The sequence below is a fragment of the Geomonas sp. RF6 genome (assembly GCF_021044625.1).
Taxonomy (GTDB): domain Bacteria; phylum Desulfobacterota; class Desulfuromonadia; order Geobacterales; family Geobacteraceae; genus RF6.
Window position 1 is genome coordinate 696,919 of the sequence record NZ_CP087999.1, and the last position, 16,589, is coordinate 713,507.

General features: G+C 60.1%; 12 protein-coding genes. 5 read left to right on the forward strand and 7 right to left on the reverse strand.

Features of this window, described 5'->3' with window-relative positions; translation table 11 throughout:
• Positions 1–342 precede the first annotated feature (342 nt).
• Positions 343–2,409: an elongation factor G gene (gene fusA / locus LPW11_RS02980; protein WP_230998235.1), complete on the forward strand. Its 2,067-nt coding sequence runs from the start codon at positions 343–345 to the stop codon at positions 2,407–2,409.
• Positions 2,410–2,436: 27 nt separating this feature from the next.
• Here fusA and LPW11_RS02985 read toward each other — a convergent pair whose 3' ends face one another.
• Positions 2,437–2,910 carry a hypothetical protein gene (locus tag LPW11_RS02985; RefSeq protein ID WP_230996646.1) on the reverse strand — a complete coding sequence of 158 codons (474 nt, stop codon included), beginning with the start codon at positions 2,908–2,910 and terminating at the stop codon, positions 2,437–2,439.
• A 235-nt stretch (positions 2,911–3,145) separates the two neighbouring features.
• Here LPW11_RS02985 and LPW11_RS02990 point away from each other — a divergent pair, with 235 nt between their 5' ends.
• Positions 3,146–4,678, forward strand: coding sequence for a B12-binding domain-containing radical SAM protein (locus LPW11_RS02990; protein WP_230996647.1), 1,533 nt, complete (start codon positions 3,146–3,148; stop codon positions 4,676–4,678).
• Between the two features lie 404 nt (positions 4,679–5,082).
• A complete protein-coding gene (locus LPW11_RS02995; protein ID WP_230996648.1) occupies positions 5,083–5,265 on the forward strand; it encodes a hypothetical protein in 183 nt (60 codons plus the stop codon).
• Between the two features lie 100 nt (positions 5,266–5,365).
• On the opposite strand, the gene nifJ is transcribed toward LPW11_RS02995, so the two are convergent.
• Positions 5,366–9,073, reverse strand: a complete 3,708-nt coding sequence (gene nifJ / locus LPW11_RS03000; protein WP_230996649.1) for a pyruvate:ferredoxin (flavodoxin) oxidoreductase — start codon at positions 9,071–9,073, stop codon at positions 5,366–5,368.
• 442 nt (positions 9,074–9,515) lie between these two features.
• Here nifJ and LPW11_RS03005 point away from each other — a divergent pair, with 442 nt between their 5' ends.
• Complete coding sequence (locus LPW11_RS03005; protein ID WP_230996650.1) at positions 9,516–10,802, forward strand: hypothetical protein; 1,287 nt, start codon at positions 9,516–9,518, stop codon at positions 10,800–10,802.
• A gap of 221 nt (positions 10,803–11,023) precedes the next feature.
• Here the strand turns inward: LPW11_RS03005 and LPW11_RS03010 are convergent, their stop codons facing one another.
• Both LPW11_RS03010 and LPW11_RS03015 read right to left on the reverse strand, forming a co-directional pair.
• Entirely contained in the window at positions 11,024–11,845 is an 822-nt protein-coding gene (locus LPW11_RS03010; protein WP_230996651.1) for an ADP-ribose pyrophosphatase, read from the reverse strand.
• Positions 11,846–12,088: 243 nt separating this feature from the next.
• A complete protein-coding gene (locus LPW11_RS03015; protein ID WP_230996652.1) occupies positions 12,089–12,574 on the reverse strand; it encodes an Lrp/AsnC family transcriptional regulator in 486 nt (161 codons plus the stop codon).
• A gap of 236 nt (positions 12,575–12,810) precedes the next feature.
• On the opposite strand from LPW11_RS03015, the gene ald reads away from it, so the two are divergent.
• Positions 12,811–13,932 (forward strand): alanine dehydrogenase, encoded by a 1,122-nt coding sequence (gene ald, locus LPW11_RS03020; RefSeq protein WP_230996653.1) that lies wholly within the window; start codon positions 12,811–12,813, stop codon positions 13,930–13,932.
• Between the two features lie 137 nt (positions 13,933–14,069).
• Here ald and LPW11_RS03025 read toward each other — a convergent pair whose 3' ends face one another.
• The 3 genes from LPW11_RS03025 to LPW11_RS03035 form a co-directional block, all read right to left on the reverse strand.
• Positions 14,070–15,092 (reverse strand): retropepsin-like aspartic protease family protein, encoded by a 1,023-nt coding sequence (locus LPW11_RS03025; RefSeq protein ID WP_230996654.1) that lies wholly within the window; start codon positions 15,090–15,092, stop codon positions 14,070–14,072.
• A 170-nt stretch (positions 15,093–15,262) separates the two neighbouring features.
• Entirely contained in the window at positions 15,263–15,553 is a 291-nt protein-coding gene (locus LPW11_RS03030; RefSeq protein WP_230996655.1) for a DUF2845 domain-containing protein, read from the reverse strand.
• Positions 15,554–15,695: 142 nt separating this feature from the next.
• Positions 15,696–15,986, reverse strand: coding sequence for a type II toxin-antitoxin system RelE family toxin (locus tag LPW11_RS03035; protein ID WP_230996656.1), 291 nt, complete (start codon positions 15,984–15,986; stop codon positions 15,696–15,698).
• Between the last annotated feature and the right edge of the window lie 603 nt (positions 15,987–16,589).

Genomic DNA, 16,589 nt, shown 5'->3' on the forward strand with positions numbered 1-16,589 from the left:
AATACACCTCCTCTGAGGCCATCATAACACGACGGATAGTGGAGGGATGAGGGTGTGTTACGGCGGTAGAAGTTGGTGCGCGCTTCCCCTCCCCCGGCAGGAAAGTCACCCGACTGCCGGCGTTGACTCTTCTATCTACCCTCATGAGCCCTTAAAGAGCGTTCTGTGTGAATGACAAAGGGAGCTTTCCTTTTCCTAATTAGCAACCGTCTGAAGACAGAGTGAAATAATTTTTTCTCTCAGCGGACCGGTTTAAAAGAGTCGGAGGCGGAGTTGTCAATCCGGCATCCATGAATTAGAATCGTCTCTGATTCCGTCTTCTACCCAAAAAGGAGAAGGACCATTAATCTCATCCGCACAGTCCGCAATATCGGGATCATTTCCCACATCGACGCCGGGAAAACCACCGTCTCGGAACGCATCCTCTATTACAGCGGGGAAACGCACAAGATGGGAGAGGTGCACGACGGCCAGGCCGTGATGGACTGGATGCCGCAAGAGCAGGAGCGCGGCATCACCATTACCGCCACAGCGACGAGCTGCAACTGGAACCGCTGCCGCATCAACCTGATCGACACGCCGGGACACATCGATTTTACGATCGAGGTGGAGCGCAGCGTCCGGGTACTCGACGGGGCGGTGGCCATCTTCAGCGCCGTCGAGGGGGTGCAGCCGCAGAGCGAATCGGTATGGCGGCAGGCGGACCGCTACCGGGTCCCGAGGATCTGCTTCATCAACAAGATCGACCGCGCCGGCGCAGACTACCAGCAGGCGCTGCGCCAGATCGCGGAGCGCCTGAAGGCCCGCCCCGTGCTGCTGCAGCTCCCCGTGGGGTCCGAGGGGAATTTTTCCGGCGTGATCGATCTCCTCACCGAGGAGCTCCTCACCTTCAGTGAGGCCGACCTCGGGCGCACCGTGCACAAGGGTGCGGTACCCGCGGAGATGATGGAAGAGGTGCGGGAAGCACGGCTGAAAATCGTGGAGGCAGCCGCAGACTTCGACGACGCGATAATGGCGGACTTTTTGGATAACAAGAGTGTGGAGGGTGGCCGGCTGCGTGAGGCGTTGCGCCGCGCCACCCTCGCCTGCGACATCTTCCCCGTTTTCCTCGGATCGGCCCTGCGCAACAAGGGGATACAGCCGGTGCTCGACGCCGTCGGCTATTACCTGCCGTCCCCGCTCGACATCCCCGCCTTCGCCGGGCACAATCCCGCCACCGGCGAACGCGAAAGCCTGCCGTGCGACCCGGCCGCACCGCTGAGGGCGCTCGCCTTCAAGGTCATGGCCGAGGAGGGGCGCCGACTCACCTATCTACGCATCTACAGCGGCACGTTGCGCCCCGGGGTGCCCCTTCTAAACAGCAGCCGCCAGTCGCCGGAGAGGATCAGGCACCTCTTCCGCATGCACTCGCACCGCCGAGAGGAGATCCCGGAGGCCGTCGCCGGAGAGATAGTCGCGGCCTCCGGCTGTCAGATTACCCTTACCGGCGACACGCTGTGCGACCCGGCGAAGCCGCTTCTTCTCGACGGGCTCTCGGTTCCGGAGCCGGTGGTATCAGTCGCTGTGGAGGCGAAGGGTGCCGACCACCGGGAGCACCTCATGCAGGTCCTGGAATACTTCCAGTGGGAGGACCCGACCTTCAGGGTGCACGAGGACCTGGAAACAGGACAGACGATCCTCACGGGGATGGGGGAGCTGCACCTCGACGTTATCGTGGACCGCCTGCGGCGCGAGTACGGGGTCCAGGTGCAGACCGGTCGGCCGCGGGTGGTGTACCGGGAGACGATCCGGCAAAAGGTGGTGCGGCGCGAGGTCTTCCGCCGCGAAGGGGAAAGGCGCGCGGAGATGGCGGAGGTGGCCCTTTCTCTCACCCCGCTGCCGCGCGGCAGCGGAGTCCGGATACTCCTTCCTCCGGCGCCCCCGCAGATCTCCTCGGAGCTCGTTGCCGCCGCCAAGGACAGCCTGCAGCAGGGGGTCGCTGCCGGCTGCCGTACCGGTTACAGCCTCACCGATCTCGAGGTGAAAGTGCAGGAGATCCCTGTCGAGATGGGGGTGCCGAGCGAGCCTGCGCTGAGGGTGGCGGCCCAGCGCGGCGTCATCCTCGCGGCGCGGGAGGCCGCACCGTTTCTTCTTGAGCCGATCATGTCGCTGGAGCTGGAGGTCCCGACAGAGAGCGTCGGAAAGGTGCTCGGCTCGCTGCAGCAAAAGCACGGCAAGGTGGAAAAGCTCGATAAGCGGGGGGATACCGACGTCGTGCGCGCCACGGTCCCTCTGGCGCAGATGTTCGGCTACATGACCGAATTGCGCAGCATCACCAAAGGAAGGGGAAGCTACACCATGGAGTTCCTCCGCTTCGAGGAAGCCCCAGGACCGGTCCAGGAGAGCTTCGGCCTCGGCGCCGGAAGATGATCCCTCCGCGACAGGAAAAGGTCGCTCCTACCGCTGTGCCTCCTTCGGCACCCTCTCCAGCAGGCCGAAATGAAGAGCCCCCCACAGCCCGATGAGGATCGCCTCTGCCGCGTCGTGCCGCAGTGACGTCGGACGGGGCGCAGCCGACCACTCTATCACCTTTCGCGCCAGCTCCCCTGCGTGCCTCTTCGCATCCGCGCCGCTTCTTTGCTCCCGCGGCAGGAGGAAAACCTGTCTCCACACTTCCGCTCCTACGCGCCGCACCGCGATCCCCCGCTGCTCCGCCTCCTTTTCCCACAGCACCGCGAGGTTTCCGCCCCCCTCTATCACCATGGCAGTGAGGTTCGGGATGCCGTTCAGGATGCCGTGTGCGCCCCGGCGCAGCCGCTCGGTGCTCCCGAAGTTCTGGGAGCGGTACCAGAGGAGTCTCCCGTCCCCCCCGTAAAGGGCGAGGCCGGTTCTCAAACCAAGATCGACAGCAAGGAGTGAAGCAATGGGCATTGCGGGTCCTCAAAAGTGGCACTACGGTGAGACGGTGTGAAGTGAGAATGTACCGAGATAAAGGGGCAAGGCAAGAAAATTGTTCACGCGCTGCACAGAGTATGGCCTCGGTGATAGCGTAAAAAGGCGTTGCGGGAAGCGGAGTTGACATTAGCTGCCCCCAATATAATCTTGGCTCTGGTAGAGGATGCGCTAGTTCAGCCAGTGCTTCGGAAAAGGAAGAGGAGAAACTGTCATGACGCAAAAGAAGATCGTGCTAGTACAGCCACCTTTCTACCGCCTTTTCGACGACGCCCACTCATACAATGAAGCGCAGCTCTCCCTCGGCTATCTCGCCGGCGCCATCGGCGCGAGTACCTCGTGGGAGGTGGGGATCTACAACGCCGACTTCAACAGGAACACCTTTTTCCAGGGGCACAGCGCTTCCTTCAGCTTCAAGGCGACGGAGGGGTATGCGAACTTCCTCGCCAACGTCACGGAGCAGGAACACCCTATCTGGAAGGAGGTGCAGGAGATTCTCGAGGAAATGCAGCCGGACGTCGTCGGGATAACAACGACGACCCAGAACTTCCGCTCGGCCTGCATGGTGGCACGCATCGCCAAGGCGATCGATCCAGCCATATCGGTCATAGTCGGAGGACCTCACTGCTCGATGATCGGAGTGGACGTCCTCGACGCCGCGGAGATCGATTTCGGCGTCATCGGCGAAGGGGAAGTGACGATCGTCGATCTCCTCCTCGCGCTGGAAAAGAAGACCGATCTCTCCGAGGTGAAGGGGATCGTGTACCGGCTGAACGGAAAGAAAACGGCGACCGCGCCGCGGGACCTGATTTTCGACCTCGATTCTCTCCCCTTCCCCCACCTCGCCGCGCAGGCATCGCTCAGGGACTACCCGCTCTACCCGAAGAGCGCTTTCTACAGCGTCCTCTCCAGCCGGGGGTGCCCTTATCGCTGCACCTTCTGCGGCTCCTCACGGGTATGGGGTGGAAAGGTAAGGCTCAGGTCTCCGGAGAACGTGATCCAGGAGTTGGAGAGTCTGCAACAGATGGGGCTGCGCTCCGTGCGCTTTGCCGACGACACCTTCGGTTGGAACAGGGACTGGACCGAGGTGCTGTGCCACGGCATCACGACGCGCTGCCCCGGGCTCAAGTGGAAGTGCGAGGTGCACGTAAGCCTCGTCAACGACGAGCTCCTTTCCATGATGAGGCGCGCCGGGTGCCACATGATCGAGGTCGGCGTGGAATCGGGGGACAACCGGGTGCTGCAGGCGGTGCACAAGAAGATCACCGTCGAGCAGGCGCTCGAGGCATGCAGGCTGGTGAAGAAGCACGGCATCGAGCTGCAGGCCTACCTTATAGCCGGTTTCCCTCAGGATACGGAGGAATCACTGGCGCGGACGCGGGAGGTCATCAAAAAAATAAAGGGGTACATCTGGCTGAGCGCCTTCTCCCCCTTCCCCGGTACCGACCTTTATGACTACTGCCGCGAGCAGGGGGTCCTCCCTCCCGGTTTCGATCCGACGCTGCAGAACTTCCAAAACCCAACGAGCTACTGCAGCATCCCCCAGGAAAAATTCCGTGAGACGGTTCTTGCGATGATGCAGGAGGTAGACGCCCACAACAACGTGAATCACATCGGGCGGATCTTCTCCCTGAATACGCTCTGGCGGCTGCAGGAGATGGGGGTGAGAAACGCGGTGATGAAGGGAGTGGAAATCTTCCTCTCCAAAAACCTCCTGAACCGCGCCTCCAGGTTCTTTTCTCCCTGATATGGAATCAACTCCGGGGGAGGCGCGCAGGCGCCTTCCCCCGTATCACACACGTACTCCTCCGCGCTGCATCTCCCTCTCTTCTCTTCCGGCTGCTCACTTCCTGCACAGATGTTTAGCAGCCTCTCATTCCGCCCGCCCCTCCGAAAGCCTCTGCCTCTAAAACCTCAGTCATACCGGCCGGATTGACCGCTCCCGTTTCGGCATCTTTTCTGTAATACACCCCTTCAGTGGCTCCAGAAAAGGTTCTTCAAACGTTCCCTCCCCCCTTGAGGGGGAGGGACAGGGTGGGGGTGAAGGTGCCACCGTCCCAGATGCTGGCACCTTCACCCACCCCCTGTCCCCCTCCCGTCAAGGAGGGGGGGGACTTCATACGGCATGATTCGCCAAAGAAGAGGTGACCTATGGATGAGAAGGAAACCCGGCAGGACGAGTTGGTGGTGGTCTACCGCGTCGAGCGCCGCAAGCAGAAAAGGGAAGACCTTACCTGCGAGGAGATAATGAACCTTGCCCGGAAAAGGGGGAAGAAATTGAAGGAGATCTGTGAAGGCCCCTGCGGCAGCGCCCCCCGGCGGCGCAAGGAGTGACTCCGCCCCTTCTCGTCCCTCTCAAAAGCAGAGGGCCGTGCAGCGTTACCGCTCCACGGCCCTCGATCCTACCTCTAAACGCTACTACCTACTTTCTCTTTCAATCATCCTCCAGCTTCTTGTCGATACCGGCACGTCCGTCGTCGCACACCTCCTCCGGAGCTCCCGGGCGGCTGTAGCGGGCATCGCTGGTGGCGCTGATGCAGACCGGCGCCGCCGGCTCTTTCGCCCCGTCCGCCGGCACGTGCTCGTGGCTCCTGCCGCCACCGCGCGGAGTATCTCCCTGTGAGGGATGCCACTCCGCCATCCCCTTCAGGAGCTTGAAGCGTTCCACCACCTCTTCCTCTATCTGCTTGCGCAGCTGCTGCGACACCTCCGGATTTATCTTCTCCAGGGCGTGGAAGCGGACCTCGCTGGAGAGGAACTCCTGCAGCGACCCGTCCGGTTCCTTCGATTCGAGGATGAACGGGTTCTTCCCTTCCTTCTTGAGGAGTGGGTTGTAGCGGTACAGCGGCCAGTAACCGGACCTTACCGCCAGCTGCGACTCTTCGATCGATTTCCCCATCCCCTTTCTGAGCCCCTGGTTGATGCAGGTGGAGTAGGCTATGACTACCGATGGCCCCGGGTATGCCTCCGCCTCGGCGATCGCCCTCAGCGTCTGGTTCTTGTCCGCACCGATCGATATCGAGGCGACATAGACGTAGCCGTAGGTGATAGCCATGCTCCCCAGGTCCTTCTTGGAGGTGCGCTTCCCGCCGGCTGCGAAGCGGGCCTGGGCGCCGAGCTGGGTCGCCTTGGAGCACTGGCCGCCGGTGTTGGAGTAGAGCTCGGTGTCCATGACGAGCATGTTTATGTCCTCTCCGGTGGAGATGACGTGGTCAAGCCCGCCGAAGCCGATGTCGTACGCCCACCCGTCGCCGCCGTAGATCCACACCGACTTCTTGGTGAAGAGGTCCGCGTACTCCATGATCTCCTTGTAAAGCGGGTTGTCGCCGCTCTTTGGCAGGAGCTCCTTCATCCTGTCACCGTGGCGCCGCGACACCTCCGCGTCGTTCATCCCCTCCAGCCACCCAGATAGCGCATCCTTCAGCTCGCCGGAAGCCCCCGCGCCAACAGCCTGGGTTACCAGATCAGCGAGCTTTTCCCGGCGCTGGGAGATCGCCAGGAGATAGCCGTAGCCAAACTCGGCAGCATCTTCAAATAGGGAGTTGTTCCACGCCGGCCCGTGCCCCTGGCTGTTTGTGGAGTAGGCGCTGACCGGTGCGGAGGCCGCCCAGATGGAGGAGCACCCGGTGGCGTTTGCCACCAGCATCCGCTCGCCGAAGAGCTGCGTGATGAGGCGCGCGTAGGGGGTTTCGCCACACCCTGAGCAGGCGCCGGAGAACTCGAGGAGCGGTTCCTGGAATTGGCTGCCGATGAGGGTGTTGCGCTTCACCAGATGCCCCTTCGGCTTCAGCGTCTCCGCGAACTTGCGGTTTTCGTCCTGCAGGAGTTGCGTCTCGATCGGCTTCATGACGAGAGCGGACTTCTTCGCCGGACAGATGTCAGCACAGTTGCCGCACCCCATGCAGTCGAGCGGGTAAACCTGGATGCGGAATGCGTGTCCCTTGATATCCTTTGCCACCGCCGGGAGCGTCTCGTAAGTCGCCGGAGCCCCGGCCATCTCCTCTTCCGTCGCGAGGAAGGGGCGGATGGTGGCGTGCGGGCAGATGAAGGAGCACTGGTTGCACTGGATGCAGTTCTCCTTGATCCACTCCGGAACGTTGATAGCGACGCCGCGCTTCTCGTAGCGGGTGGTGGCCACCGGGAAGACGCCGTCGGGGGAGAAGGCGGAGACCGGCAGGTGATCCCCCTTCTGCTGCAGGATCGGGAAGACCACGTTTCTCATGTAGTCCGGCATCTCCTGCTCGAGACGGAAGTTCACCGCCCCCTCGTCCCGGACCTCCTTCCAGGAATCGGGGTAACTCACCTCCACGAGCTTCTGCACCGCCATGTCGACCGCATCGAGGTTCATCTGCACGATCTGCTCGCCTTTGCGGCCGTACTCCTTGCGGATCGAGTCCTTCAAAAGCGCCACCGCCTGCTCAAAGGGGAGGACGCCGGAGAGCTTGAAGAACGCGGTCTGCATGATCATGTTGGTGCGCCCGCCCAGCCCCGCCTCGGCGGCGATGCTGATGGCGTCCACGTTGTAGAAGCGGATCTTCTTCTCCGCGATTGTGCGCCGCATCCCTGCCGGGAGGTGCTTTTCCAGCTCTTCCACGCTGGTCCAGTGGGAGTTGAGAAGGAAGGTGCCGCCGTCCTTTATCCCCTCGAGGACATCATAAACGTCGACGTACGGCGCCTGTGAGCAGGAGACGAAGTCCGCAGAGTCGACGAGGTAGGTGGAAAGGATGGGGCTCTTCCCGAAGCGCAGATGGGAGACGGTGATCCCCCCTGATTTTTTCGAGTCGTAGGAGAAGTAGGCCTGCACGTAGAGGTCGGTGTTGTCGCCGATGATCTTGATGGCGGCCTTGTTGGCGCCGACCGTCCCGTCCGCGCCCATCCCCCAGAAGCGGCATTGCACGGTCCCTTCCGGAGTCGTGGAAAGGGTGCCGCCGACCGGCAGCGAAATCCCGTTCACATCGTCCTCGATGCCGACCGTGAAGTGGCGCCTTCCCGGTGCACCGTTCATGTTGTCGTAAACCGCCTTTACGTGAACGGGACGGAATTCCTTCGAGCCGAGGCCGTAGCGCCCGGCGTACAGTTCCGGAATCTCCCCTCCCCTTTCGAGATAGGCGGTACAGACGTCGACGTAGAGCGGCTCGCCGAGGGAGCCCGGCTCCTTCGTGCGATCGAGCACCGTCACCTTCTTTGCAGATGCAGGAATCACCGCCAGAAGGGCCTTCGCATCGAACGGGCGGTACAGCCGCACCTTCACCAGCCCTATCTTTTCACCCTGCGAGTAGCGGATCACCTCTTCGATCGTCTCGCACGAGGAGCCCATGGCGATGATGACCCGCTCCGCCTGCGGATCCCCCACATAGTCGAAGAGAGTGTACTTTCTCCCGGTGATGGCGCCGACCTTTTCCATCGCCGCCGTGACGAAACCGGGGACGGCGTCGTAGTAGGGGTTCGCGCGCTCGCGCCCCTGGAAGTAGATGTCGGGATTCTGCGCAGTCCCCCGCAGCTCCGGATGCTCCGGATTCATCCCCTTGGCGCGGAAGGCGGCGAGTTTTTCCCGATCGAGAAGCGGTGCCATGTCTTCATAGTCGATCGCCTCGATCTTCTGCACCTCGTGGGAGGTCCGGAAGCCGTCGAAGAAATGGAGGAACGGGATACTGGAGTCGAGAGCAGCTACATGGGCGACCAGTGCGAGGTCCATAACCTCCTGCACCGAGGAGGCGCACAGGAGGGCAAAGCCGGTGGCGCGCGCAGCCATGACGTCCTGATGATCGCCGAAGATGGAGAGCGCATGGGTTGCCAGGGCCCGGGCGGAGACGTGGAAGACGCCCGGGAGGAGCTCGCCGGCGATCTTGTACATGTTGGGGATCATCAGCAAAAGCCCCTGTGACGCGGTAAAGGTTGTGGTAAGCGCCCCGGTTACCAGTGCGCCGTGAACAGAGGCCGCCGCGCCCGCTTCCGACTGCAGTTCCCTTATCCTCAAGGTCTGGCCGAAGATGTTCTTGCGCCCCTTCGCCGCCCAGTCGTCCGCGACCTCCGCCATCGTGGAGGAAGGAGTGATCGGATAAATGGCCGCCGTCTCGCTCATGGCGTAAGCGACGTACGCCGCGGCCGTATTGCCGTCCATTGTCATCATTTTCTTGGTCATTGAACCTCTCCTCTCAGAAATAGTCCTTCTTCCGGCCTCAAATCGTGGTCAATTATACGAAGCGTCCGGGGTAATACAATATAGATTTTAATTTATAAAGACTAACGATTCAATGAATACCGTTTCCTCCCCTGTTTCTTGATATCAGGCGACGATCTAATCGCCGAAAGAGCCGGCGACCTCCTCCCCGAACCGACCCGGAACGCTGCGCTCCGGAGCCGTGGCGCATCAACAAGAGCATATTGGCCTGTTATGAGTTACCATTTAATGGTGACGGAGTGGGGGGAGTGACGATGGTGGAAAGAGTGCAGGTGTAGAAAATGATGATGCGTTGTGGAAACAATGACTGTGGAGGAAAGGCTCGACCGATCAGAATGGTCCCTGTCCCTTCGTGCTGAAAGTTGAAGCACTGAAGCTGTCCAAAATGGGCAGGAGGTAAGAGATGAGCAAGCTGCTGTGCAACATCGTGAGTTACCGTCCCGACCGGAAGATGCTGGCTGCCAATTATGCCCCTCGGCATGTGGAAATCCTTCTTGATGAAGCCGCCGTCCTCATCGAGCGGTGCCTGAAGGACTTCAAGGAATACCGCTCGCTCGACTACGCCTGGCACGAGTTCGTGAACGACGTAAGGGCGGAGGAAAAACAGATCGAGCTGGACAGGCAGCGCCGCCGATGGGATGGTGGACCTTTCGAAGAGGAGGCTCGTGAGGCTGAAGCTCCTGCTGAGGCGGCGGACGAGGAGAGCGCGACGGCGGCCATGGCGCCGGCAGATGCGACAGCTGGGGAGCCGGCAGAGGGCGAGGAGGGGGAAAGGGAGGAGCAGCCGGAGGAGGAGTCAAAACCGGAGCCTGCACCGGCTCCGGTCGCGAAGTCACGGCTCGACCTGCGGGAGGAGGCGGTGCAGCGCAAGAAAGACCTGGCGACGCCGGGGCAGCCGTTCGCTCTGCACGAGCAGCGCGACCTCGTTTTAAAGCGGCTTTGCCGCGATTACGAGGAGGCGATGAACCGGGCCTGCGTGGCGGAGGAAGGGCTGAGAACGATCTTTGGCTATACAGAGATAACCTCGCCGCTCCCGCCTGAAGCGGAGACGTTGAACGAGTCGCTCACCACCCTCGCCATGTGGATCCGCAACTCGATGGAGTGGCTGACACGCTACCAGCGGCAGGAACAGCGCTTCACCCGAGTCGTGTCGATTCGCTCCCTGCTGAACAGGGGGATGTGGACGCAGGTAAAGCACGCGAGGGACAGCATTCCGCTGAAGCTGCAGATCCCGTCCGACCTTTTCAGGAGCCACGAAAATTGCAGACTGCTCGGAATAGGGGCCGCGCTGGTAGGGGATGCCGGGGCGGTGCAGTGGTCGGTCTCCGTCCGGCTGCCGAACGAAGCGCATTACGAACGCTCGGGTGAGTATGTGGATGTGGACCAGTCGGATCTCGCGCCGATCATGCTGGGAAGGGTCGAGAACCGGAAGTCTCCGCGTCCGCCGGAGCTGTGCGGCACCACGACTCACCTCAACGCAAGCCCCTTCGGCAGATCAACGCAGGGAGGCGTGTGGCATGTGGAGATCTCGAGGCCGGCAGGGTCCAACGCGGAGACCTTTGGCCATCTGGAGGACCTGGTACTGGAATTGAGTCTTGCAGGGATACCGAAAGAGACGAAGAAGAGAGTGAGAGTAGAAGAACCGCCGCCGACTCCACCGCCGGACGAGCATCACGAGCATGAACACTAGTGACCTCTGAGGGGCGGCGATATCGTGATGTAGGCCGGGATAAGCCGCCAGGCGTTCCCGGCAGTCCACCACCAGTCCCGCACCAGCGCATGCCGGAAAACGCTACCGCTTATTCCCCTCCAAATGCTGTATATCCCGCCGTGTTGGCCAGACCTAAGAAGGAGCCTCACGTCCCCCTCCCTTTCAAGGGGAGGGACAGGGTGGGGATGGGGTTATTCCAGTTACAATCTCTGCAGTAACCTCTCGACGATCTCCCGCTCCTCTTTCGTGACACAAGCCTTCCCTTCACGGCAGAGCTCTTCCAGCGTCGCCTTTACCAGCGCACAGTGGCTGGCATAGAGTTGGGACACGCTCTCCGGTGTGAGCTTGAACCAGCGGACCGCACGGGCGTCGCTTCCGGCCACAAGATCGAGGCGCCGCGCCGTCTCCGGGTCAAGGTGCAGGTGCTTCGCCGTCGTCTCCATCCAGGCATGGTCGGTGTTGCGCGGATCGTCCACATAGCCGCGATAGATCAGGCTCCCGCTCCCCATGTCGAGCCTAACGCCCGTCTCTTCCATCAACTCCCGCGTCAGGGTCTTGGTAATTTCCTCCCCCTTGTCCACCATCCCGCCGGGGATCGCCCACTGGCCGTTGTCCTTCCGCTGCACCGCGAGCATCTCGACCGTGTGATCGCCATGGTTGATGCAGGTAATGATTGGATCCGCGGCGTAGTTCGGCCCCCACTTGCCGAGAAGCCCCCTCCCCGCGATACCGGTACGGCCGATCGGATTTAACGCCCGCCCCTCTGCGTCGTGGACGAGGACACCGGCAAAGCTCTGCTGCGGCATTTCCGACAGGAGCGATACATCCTCCGGATCGGCCCACCCCGCCGGATTAGCGCTGGAGTCGTTCTTGATGACCACCGGAGAGACGTAGTACGGCGGAGCGTACTCGGGGTACTCGCTCCCCCAGCTCACCAGATGATCGGGCACCGGAAACCGCTCCGGGTACTCAGCGGGCTTTTCAAAACGTGCTTTGGTGTGGATGAAGGCGTGGGATGCCATGGTGGGGCTCCTTGAAAGGAAGTGTGGGGCACCATCAATGATGGCTCGGCATAGCCAAACTATAAAGGAACAGCTTCTAGCATATGTGATACCGCTGTCATAGTGCCCCCTGATGCAGGTGCGTCGTTGCTGCAATACACTGTCTTTAGTATTCAGCTTGGCACATGACACTGAATTTCCGATTCACTCTAGCTAATCAAAAGAAGCCGGTCAACCACTATCAGAGCATTTCCCTTGGGAACTTCAGGGTATCGCCTCGAGCGGCAGCTCCGTCTTGCTCAACACCGTACGCAGCGCAAAAGAAGACTGCACCCGCAGCACGCCCGGAAGGCCGGTCAGTATATTGTGAAGGCGAACGTAGTCATTGGTGTCCTTGATGATGACCCGCAGCAGGTAATCAACATCCCCGGACATAAGATAGCACTCCATGACCTCCGGTACAGTGCGGATGGCATCCTCAAAGGTGGAAAGCTTCTCCCTTTGCTGGCCGTCAAGAGTAACCGTGACAAAGACATTGCCCGATTTGCCGATAGCACTCTGATTCACCAGCATGACATAGCGGTCGATGATTCCGCTCTGCTCAAGAATACGGACCCGTCTCAGACAGGCTGACTCCGATAGCCCCACCAACTCCGCAAGCTGCACATTGGAGAGTCTGCCGTCCCGTTGCAGCTGAGATAGAATAATACGGTCGATCCTGTCGATCGTGGTGACATCAATGTTCTGCACAAGGATACCGCCTTCTTGAAATTTTCTGCGAAATAGTAAGGAAACCTCAGCATCTTTGCAAGAAAAAATCGTGTTTACTCTGATATAGTTCCGGATGTGAGACACCTCCCTCACACGCTGCGTACACCCTCCCTTGTACGGATAGCCCACGTCCCCTCCCCTTCGCGGGAGGGGCAGGGCTGGCGCGGGAGGCACGTCCAAATTACGACTCCCGAGCCGCAGGAAAGGACAAATCGATGATCGTAGGCATCCTGAAAGAAATAAAGGTAGAGGAAAACAGGGTCGCCATGACCCCTGGTGGCGTGGAAGTGATGGTAAGCCACGGGCACACCGTGCTGGTGGAGACCTCCGCCGGGGTAGGCAGCGGGTTCAGTGACGACGCCTACATCAAGGCAGGCGCGGCGATCGTCGAGACCCCCGCGGAGATCTTCCACCGTGCAGAGCTCGTCATGCACGTGAAGGAGCCGCAACCCTCCGAATTCGAACTCATCCGCGAGGGGCAGGTGCTCTTCACCTACTTCCACTTTGCTGCCGATGAAGTCCTGACCCGCGCCATCATCAAATCAAACGCCATCGCCATCGCCTACGAGACGATCACCGGTCCGGGAAACAGCCTGCCGCTCCTCACCCCGATGAGCGAGGTTGCCGGACGCATGGCAGCCCAGCAGGCAGCGAAGTACGCTGAGAGAGCCCAGGGCGGACGCGGCATTCTGCTCGGCGGCGTCCCCGGCGTTCCCCCCGCGACCGTCCTCGTCATCGGCGGCGGCGTCGTCGGCACACACGCAGCACAGATGGCGTGCGGCCTCGGCGCGAAAGTGTACCTCCTCGACAGCAACCTCGAGCGCCTGCGCCACCTCTCCGAGACGATGCCAAAGAATTGCTTCCCCATCATGTCGTCCCCGGCCACCATTCGTGAACTCGTCCAGGAAGCCGATGCCGTCATCGGCGCCGTACTGGTACACGGAGCGAAGACTCCGAAACTCGTGACCCGCGAGATGCTGAAGACGATGAAGCCGGGCTCCGTGATGGTCGATGTCGCCATCGATCAGGGGGGCTGCTTCGAGACCTCCCGCGCAACCACACACACCGACCCGACCTACACCGTCGACGGAGTCTTGCACTACTGCGTCGGGAACATGCCCGGTGCCGTGCCCCTCACCTCCACCGTAGCACTGACCAACGCCACCCTCCCGTATGCCGTCCAGATCGCCAACAAGAAGTGGCCGGAGGTAATAAGGGAGAATGCCGGTATCAGGGCGGGAGTAAACATCGCACACGGCAAAGTAACGTACCGCGGCGTAGCCGAAGCGTTTGGGCTGCCGTACACCCCCGTGGAGACCTTCCTCGCCCAGCCGTAAAAGAGCAGCCTCACCGTTACTGACTGCAAAAGCAAAAGCCCCGCACGATTACGTGTCGGGGCTTTTGTACATTTTGAGGCTACAACCACGCCTCTTCTTCCAAGCGCGGGCGGGCTCGGATCAGAGTTCCCCGTGCTTCAGCTGCCCCACTCAATGACACCGCGGTTGAAATCGACGTGGTAGCGGAACTCCTTCAGGAAGTTCATGCCGAGCAGACCCTCCGCGCCGTCGCTGCCGGAGCCGGGAAGTATGGAAACAATTGCGCCGGGCATATGTTTCGGTCCGACTGAAATGAGGTCCGCAGTGAATTGATAGGAAGGGACAACCCTTCCGTCGGCAACGGTGGAAGTCCCTTGTTGCAGCGCATCGCGATTGATCCCAAGGCGGTCGGCGACCCCAGTGCTGATCGTGGTGACGGTGGCGCCAGTATCGAGAAGAAGCACGACCCGGGCTTCCCGGCCCTGGTAGCGCAGCGTTACCGGAACAAGGACTCTGTTTCTCGTGCAGTTCACAGGAGTTGTGGTTTTGCCATCACCGCCACTCAGTTCCCGGCCGGCAGCGATCACCCTGAATCGAGATCTAAACTGAGCCGGCACATCTGCAGGATCATTTACAAGATGGATCACGCCGCTGTCGTCGGTGTATCTGCCATATCCACCTCCCGAGTTATCGGCAGGTGGCACATCAGGGGGCGTCGCAACAGGACTTGCAGGAGGCTCAACTCCTACAACTTCAGGCTGTTCAGCAGGAATCGGAGCCTCGGCGGGGCGTTGAGCGGCAAGAGAAGCAACCATAGGCTTTGCCATGCCCGCAAGGAGAATGAAGCAGAAACAAATAATCAAAGCGGAGACTAGTGTGCCGTCCACCTTTCCCAGCGCTCTGCTTCGTTGCCAGGAGGGTTCGGAAAGGTTCGCGGGGTCAGCATCCTTCCATCTATGCCTCAGCTGGTTGGCATAGATACGAAGCTTCTTCCTCAACACGACATCGTTAGTCTTCGTCACCAGCCGTTCCAGCAGGAAAACCCCTTCGGAAAAAGTGGTACAGTTGCGGACAAATGCTATCCCTGCTGTCGTCAGCAAGTCAAGTGCAGCCTCCCGGCTTCGATGGTACTCGCCATTCCCCTCCCCCTTTTCCAGTAGAAGAGTGGCGAGATCAGCCAAGACCTTCTCCGACCGTAGCAAGGCATCAGCGGCGAATTGCTGCCTCTGCTTATCCGAGGCGGCGCAAGTGAGATTGTGCGACAGGGAGGAAGTGATGGATCGGCAGAGAGAGATTATCGGCATAAGTTGGCAGATGGAGGCAGTGACGCTACAACGTCTTTGATAGAACGTTAATAGCCATGATTGAGGCTGAGGACCTTCTTGACCTTGTCGCCGCTGTCGAAGCAAATCCCCTGCATGAACTCATTCGGGCCAAAGTTGTATAACCACATCTGGTAACAGCTGGTGCCTTGGTACGATACCTTTGCAGGTTGCCCGCACTTCTGGAGAACCTCCTGCTTCGAATCCCCTTTGGTGGCGATAGCGTTACCACATCTGCATGAGTCGAACTCGTTGACTCCGCCATACGCTGACATAGAGGACAGAATTATGAAGAGAGTGATGATGGGGAGCTTTTTCACCGAATATGGCACCTCCTTGTTGGTGGCGGGCAGCATACGGTAAATTTAAAAACATTTCAATAGATCGTGCAAATAAAGCTTTATTGGAGAGAGCCGTGGCGGTCGTAATCTTCCTTCTTTGCGAGAGCGGATATCGTCAGCGTTACAGCCGGTTCGCCTCGTTCTTGTGGTACACATCAAAGAAGATGACACTGTTGTCGCCAACCTCGTGACAAAAACCGCAGTGCCCCTCCAACTTCTTCCCTTCCTTTCGGCACAACTCGCACCAGTGATAGATGAGCCGGTAATCGCGTCGCCCTACATACTTCTTGAGCCGCCCATGATACTCGCCGTGCATCCAGCCGTCTGCGTCCGTGGGGTCGTTGAGAAGCCGGTCAATGACGCTCAGTATCCTTGCATATCCAGGCGGATCGTGTTTTTCGAGCTTAGCCATTTTTGCTGCAAATGACGGAGTGGGAAAATAGCTGAACTGCGGCACAGGTGACTCCTTCCTCAAAACTTCTGTCGCGAGAGAAATGAGGTACCTTTTTTCGCCATTGAAGTCAATATGAAGCCTGCACACCGTGGAGATCCCTCCCGGAATCTCAGCGTTACGATAATTGGTAACTTCAGACTCCCCCAGGAGCCATCTTCTTTTCACACTCCGTCCACAATTCCGGCCCATTCCCCTGTCATCTTGAAGACAAGAGAAAGGATGATGTCATCCGTTACGAAGGATGGACCACCTCCCAACCAATGGGACGTGCTCTCCTGGCAGGCGTAAAAACCGCTTCGGCGGTGTCGTGGGCGAAAGAGGGGTGTCCTACAGCAGTCAACGACACGCCTCCCCACAAGGCGGCATGGACGGGGCCGCGATGAAATATCGGGCATGGGACGGCTGCGGCAGTTGGTGGAGTGATTCACAGACATTTTGTTACATCACCTCTTTAGGCCAGTCCCCATCACGGAGAGTTGGCCTTTTTACTATCTCCGCTCATCGTGCATTACCACATTTGGGAATTCATCTCTTGACAACCCGCCCCTCCTTGAGGCTTAT

Coding starts and splice junctions, on each gene's coding strand:
- LPW11_RS02985 (WP_230996646.1), bottom strand. CDS start 2,910: ATGCCCATTGCTTCACTCCTTGCTGTCGATCTTGGTTTGAGAACCGGC.
- nifJ (WP_230996649.1), bottom strand. CDS start 9,073: ATGACCAAGAAAATGATGACAATGGACGGCAATACGGCCGCGGCGTAC.
- ald (WP_230996653.1), top strand. CDS start 12,811: ATGATCGTAGGCATCCTGAAAGAAATAAAGGTAGAGGAAAACAGGGTC.
- LPW11_RS03035 (WP_230996656.1), bottom strand. CDS start 15,986: ATGGCTAAGCTCGAAAAACACGATCCGCCTGGATATGCAAGGATACTG.
- LPW11_RS02995 (WP_230996648.1), top strand. CDS start 5,083: ATGGATGAGAAGGAAACCCGGCAGGACGAGTTGGTGGTGGTCTACCGC.
- LPW11_RS03005 (WP_230996650.1), top strand. CDS start 9,516: ATGAGCAAGCTGCTGTGCAACATCGTGAGTTACCGTCCCGACCGGAAG.
- LPW11_RS03010 (WP_230996651.1), bottom strand. CDS start 11,845: ATGGCATCCCACGCCTTCATCCACACCAAAGCACGTTTTGAAAAGCCC.
- LPW11_RS02990 (WP_230996647.1), top strand. CDS start 3,146: ATGACGCAAAAGAAGATCGTGCTAGTACAGCCACCTTTCTACCGCCTT.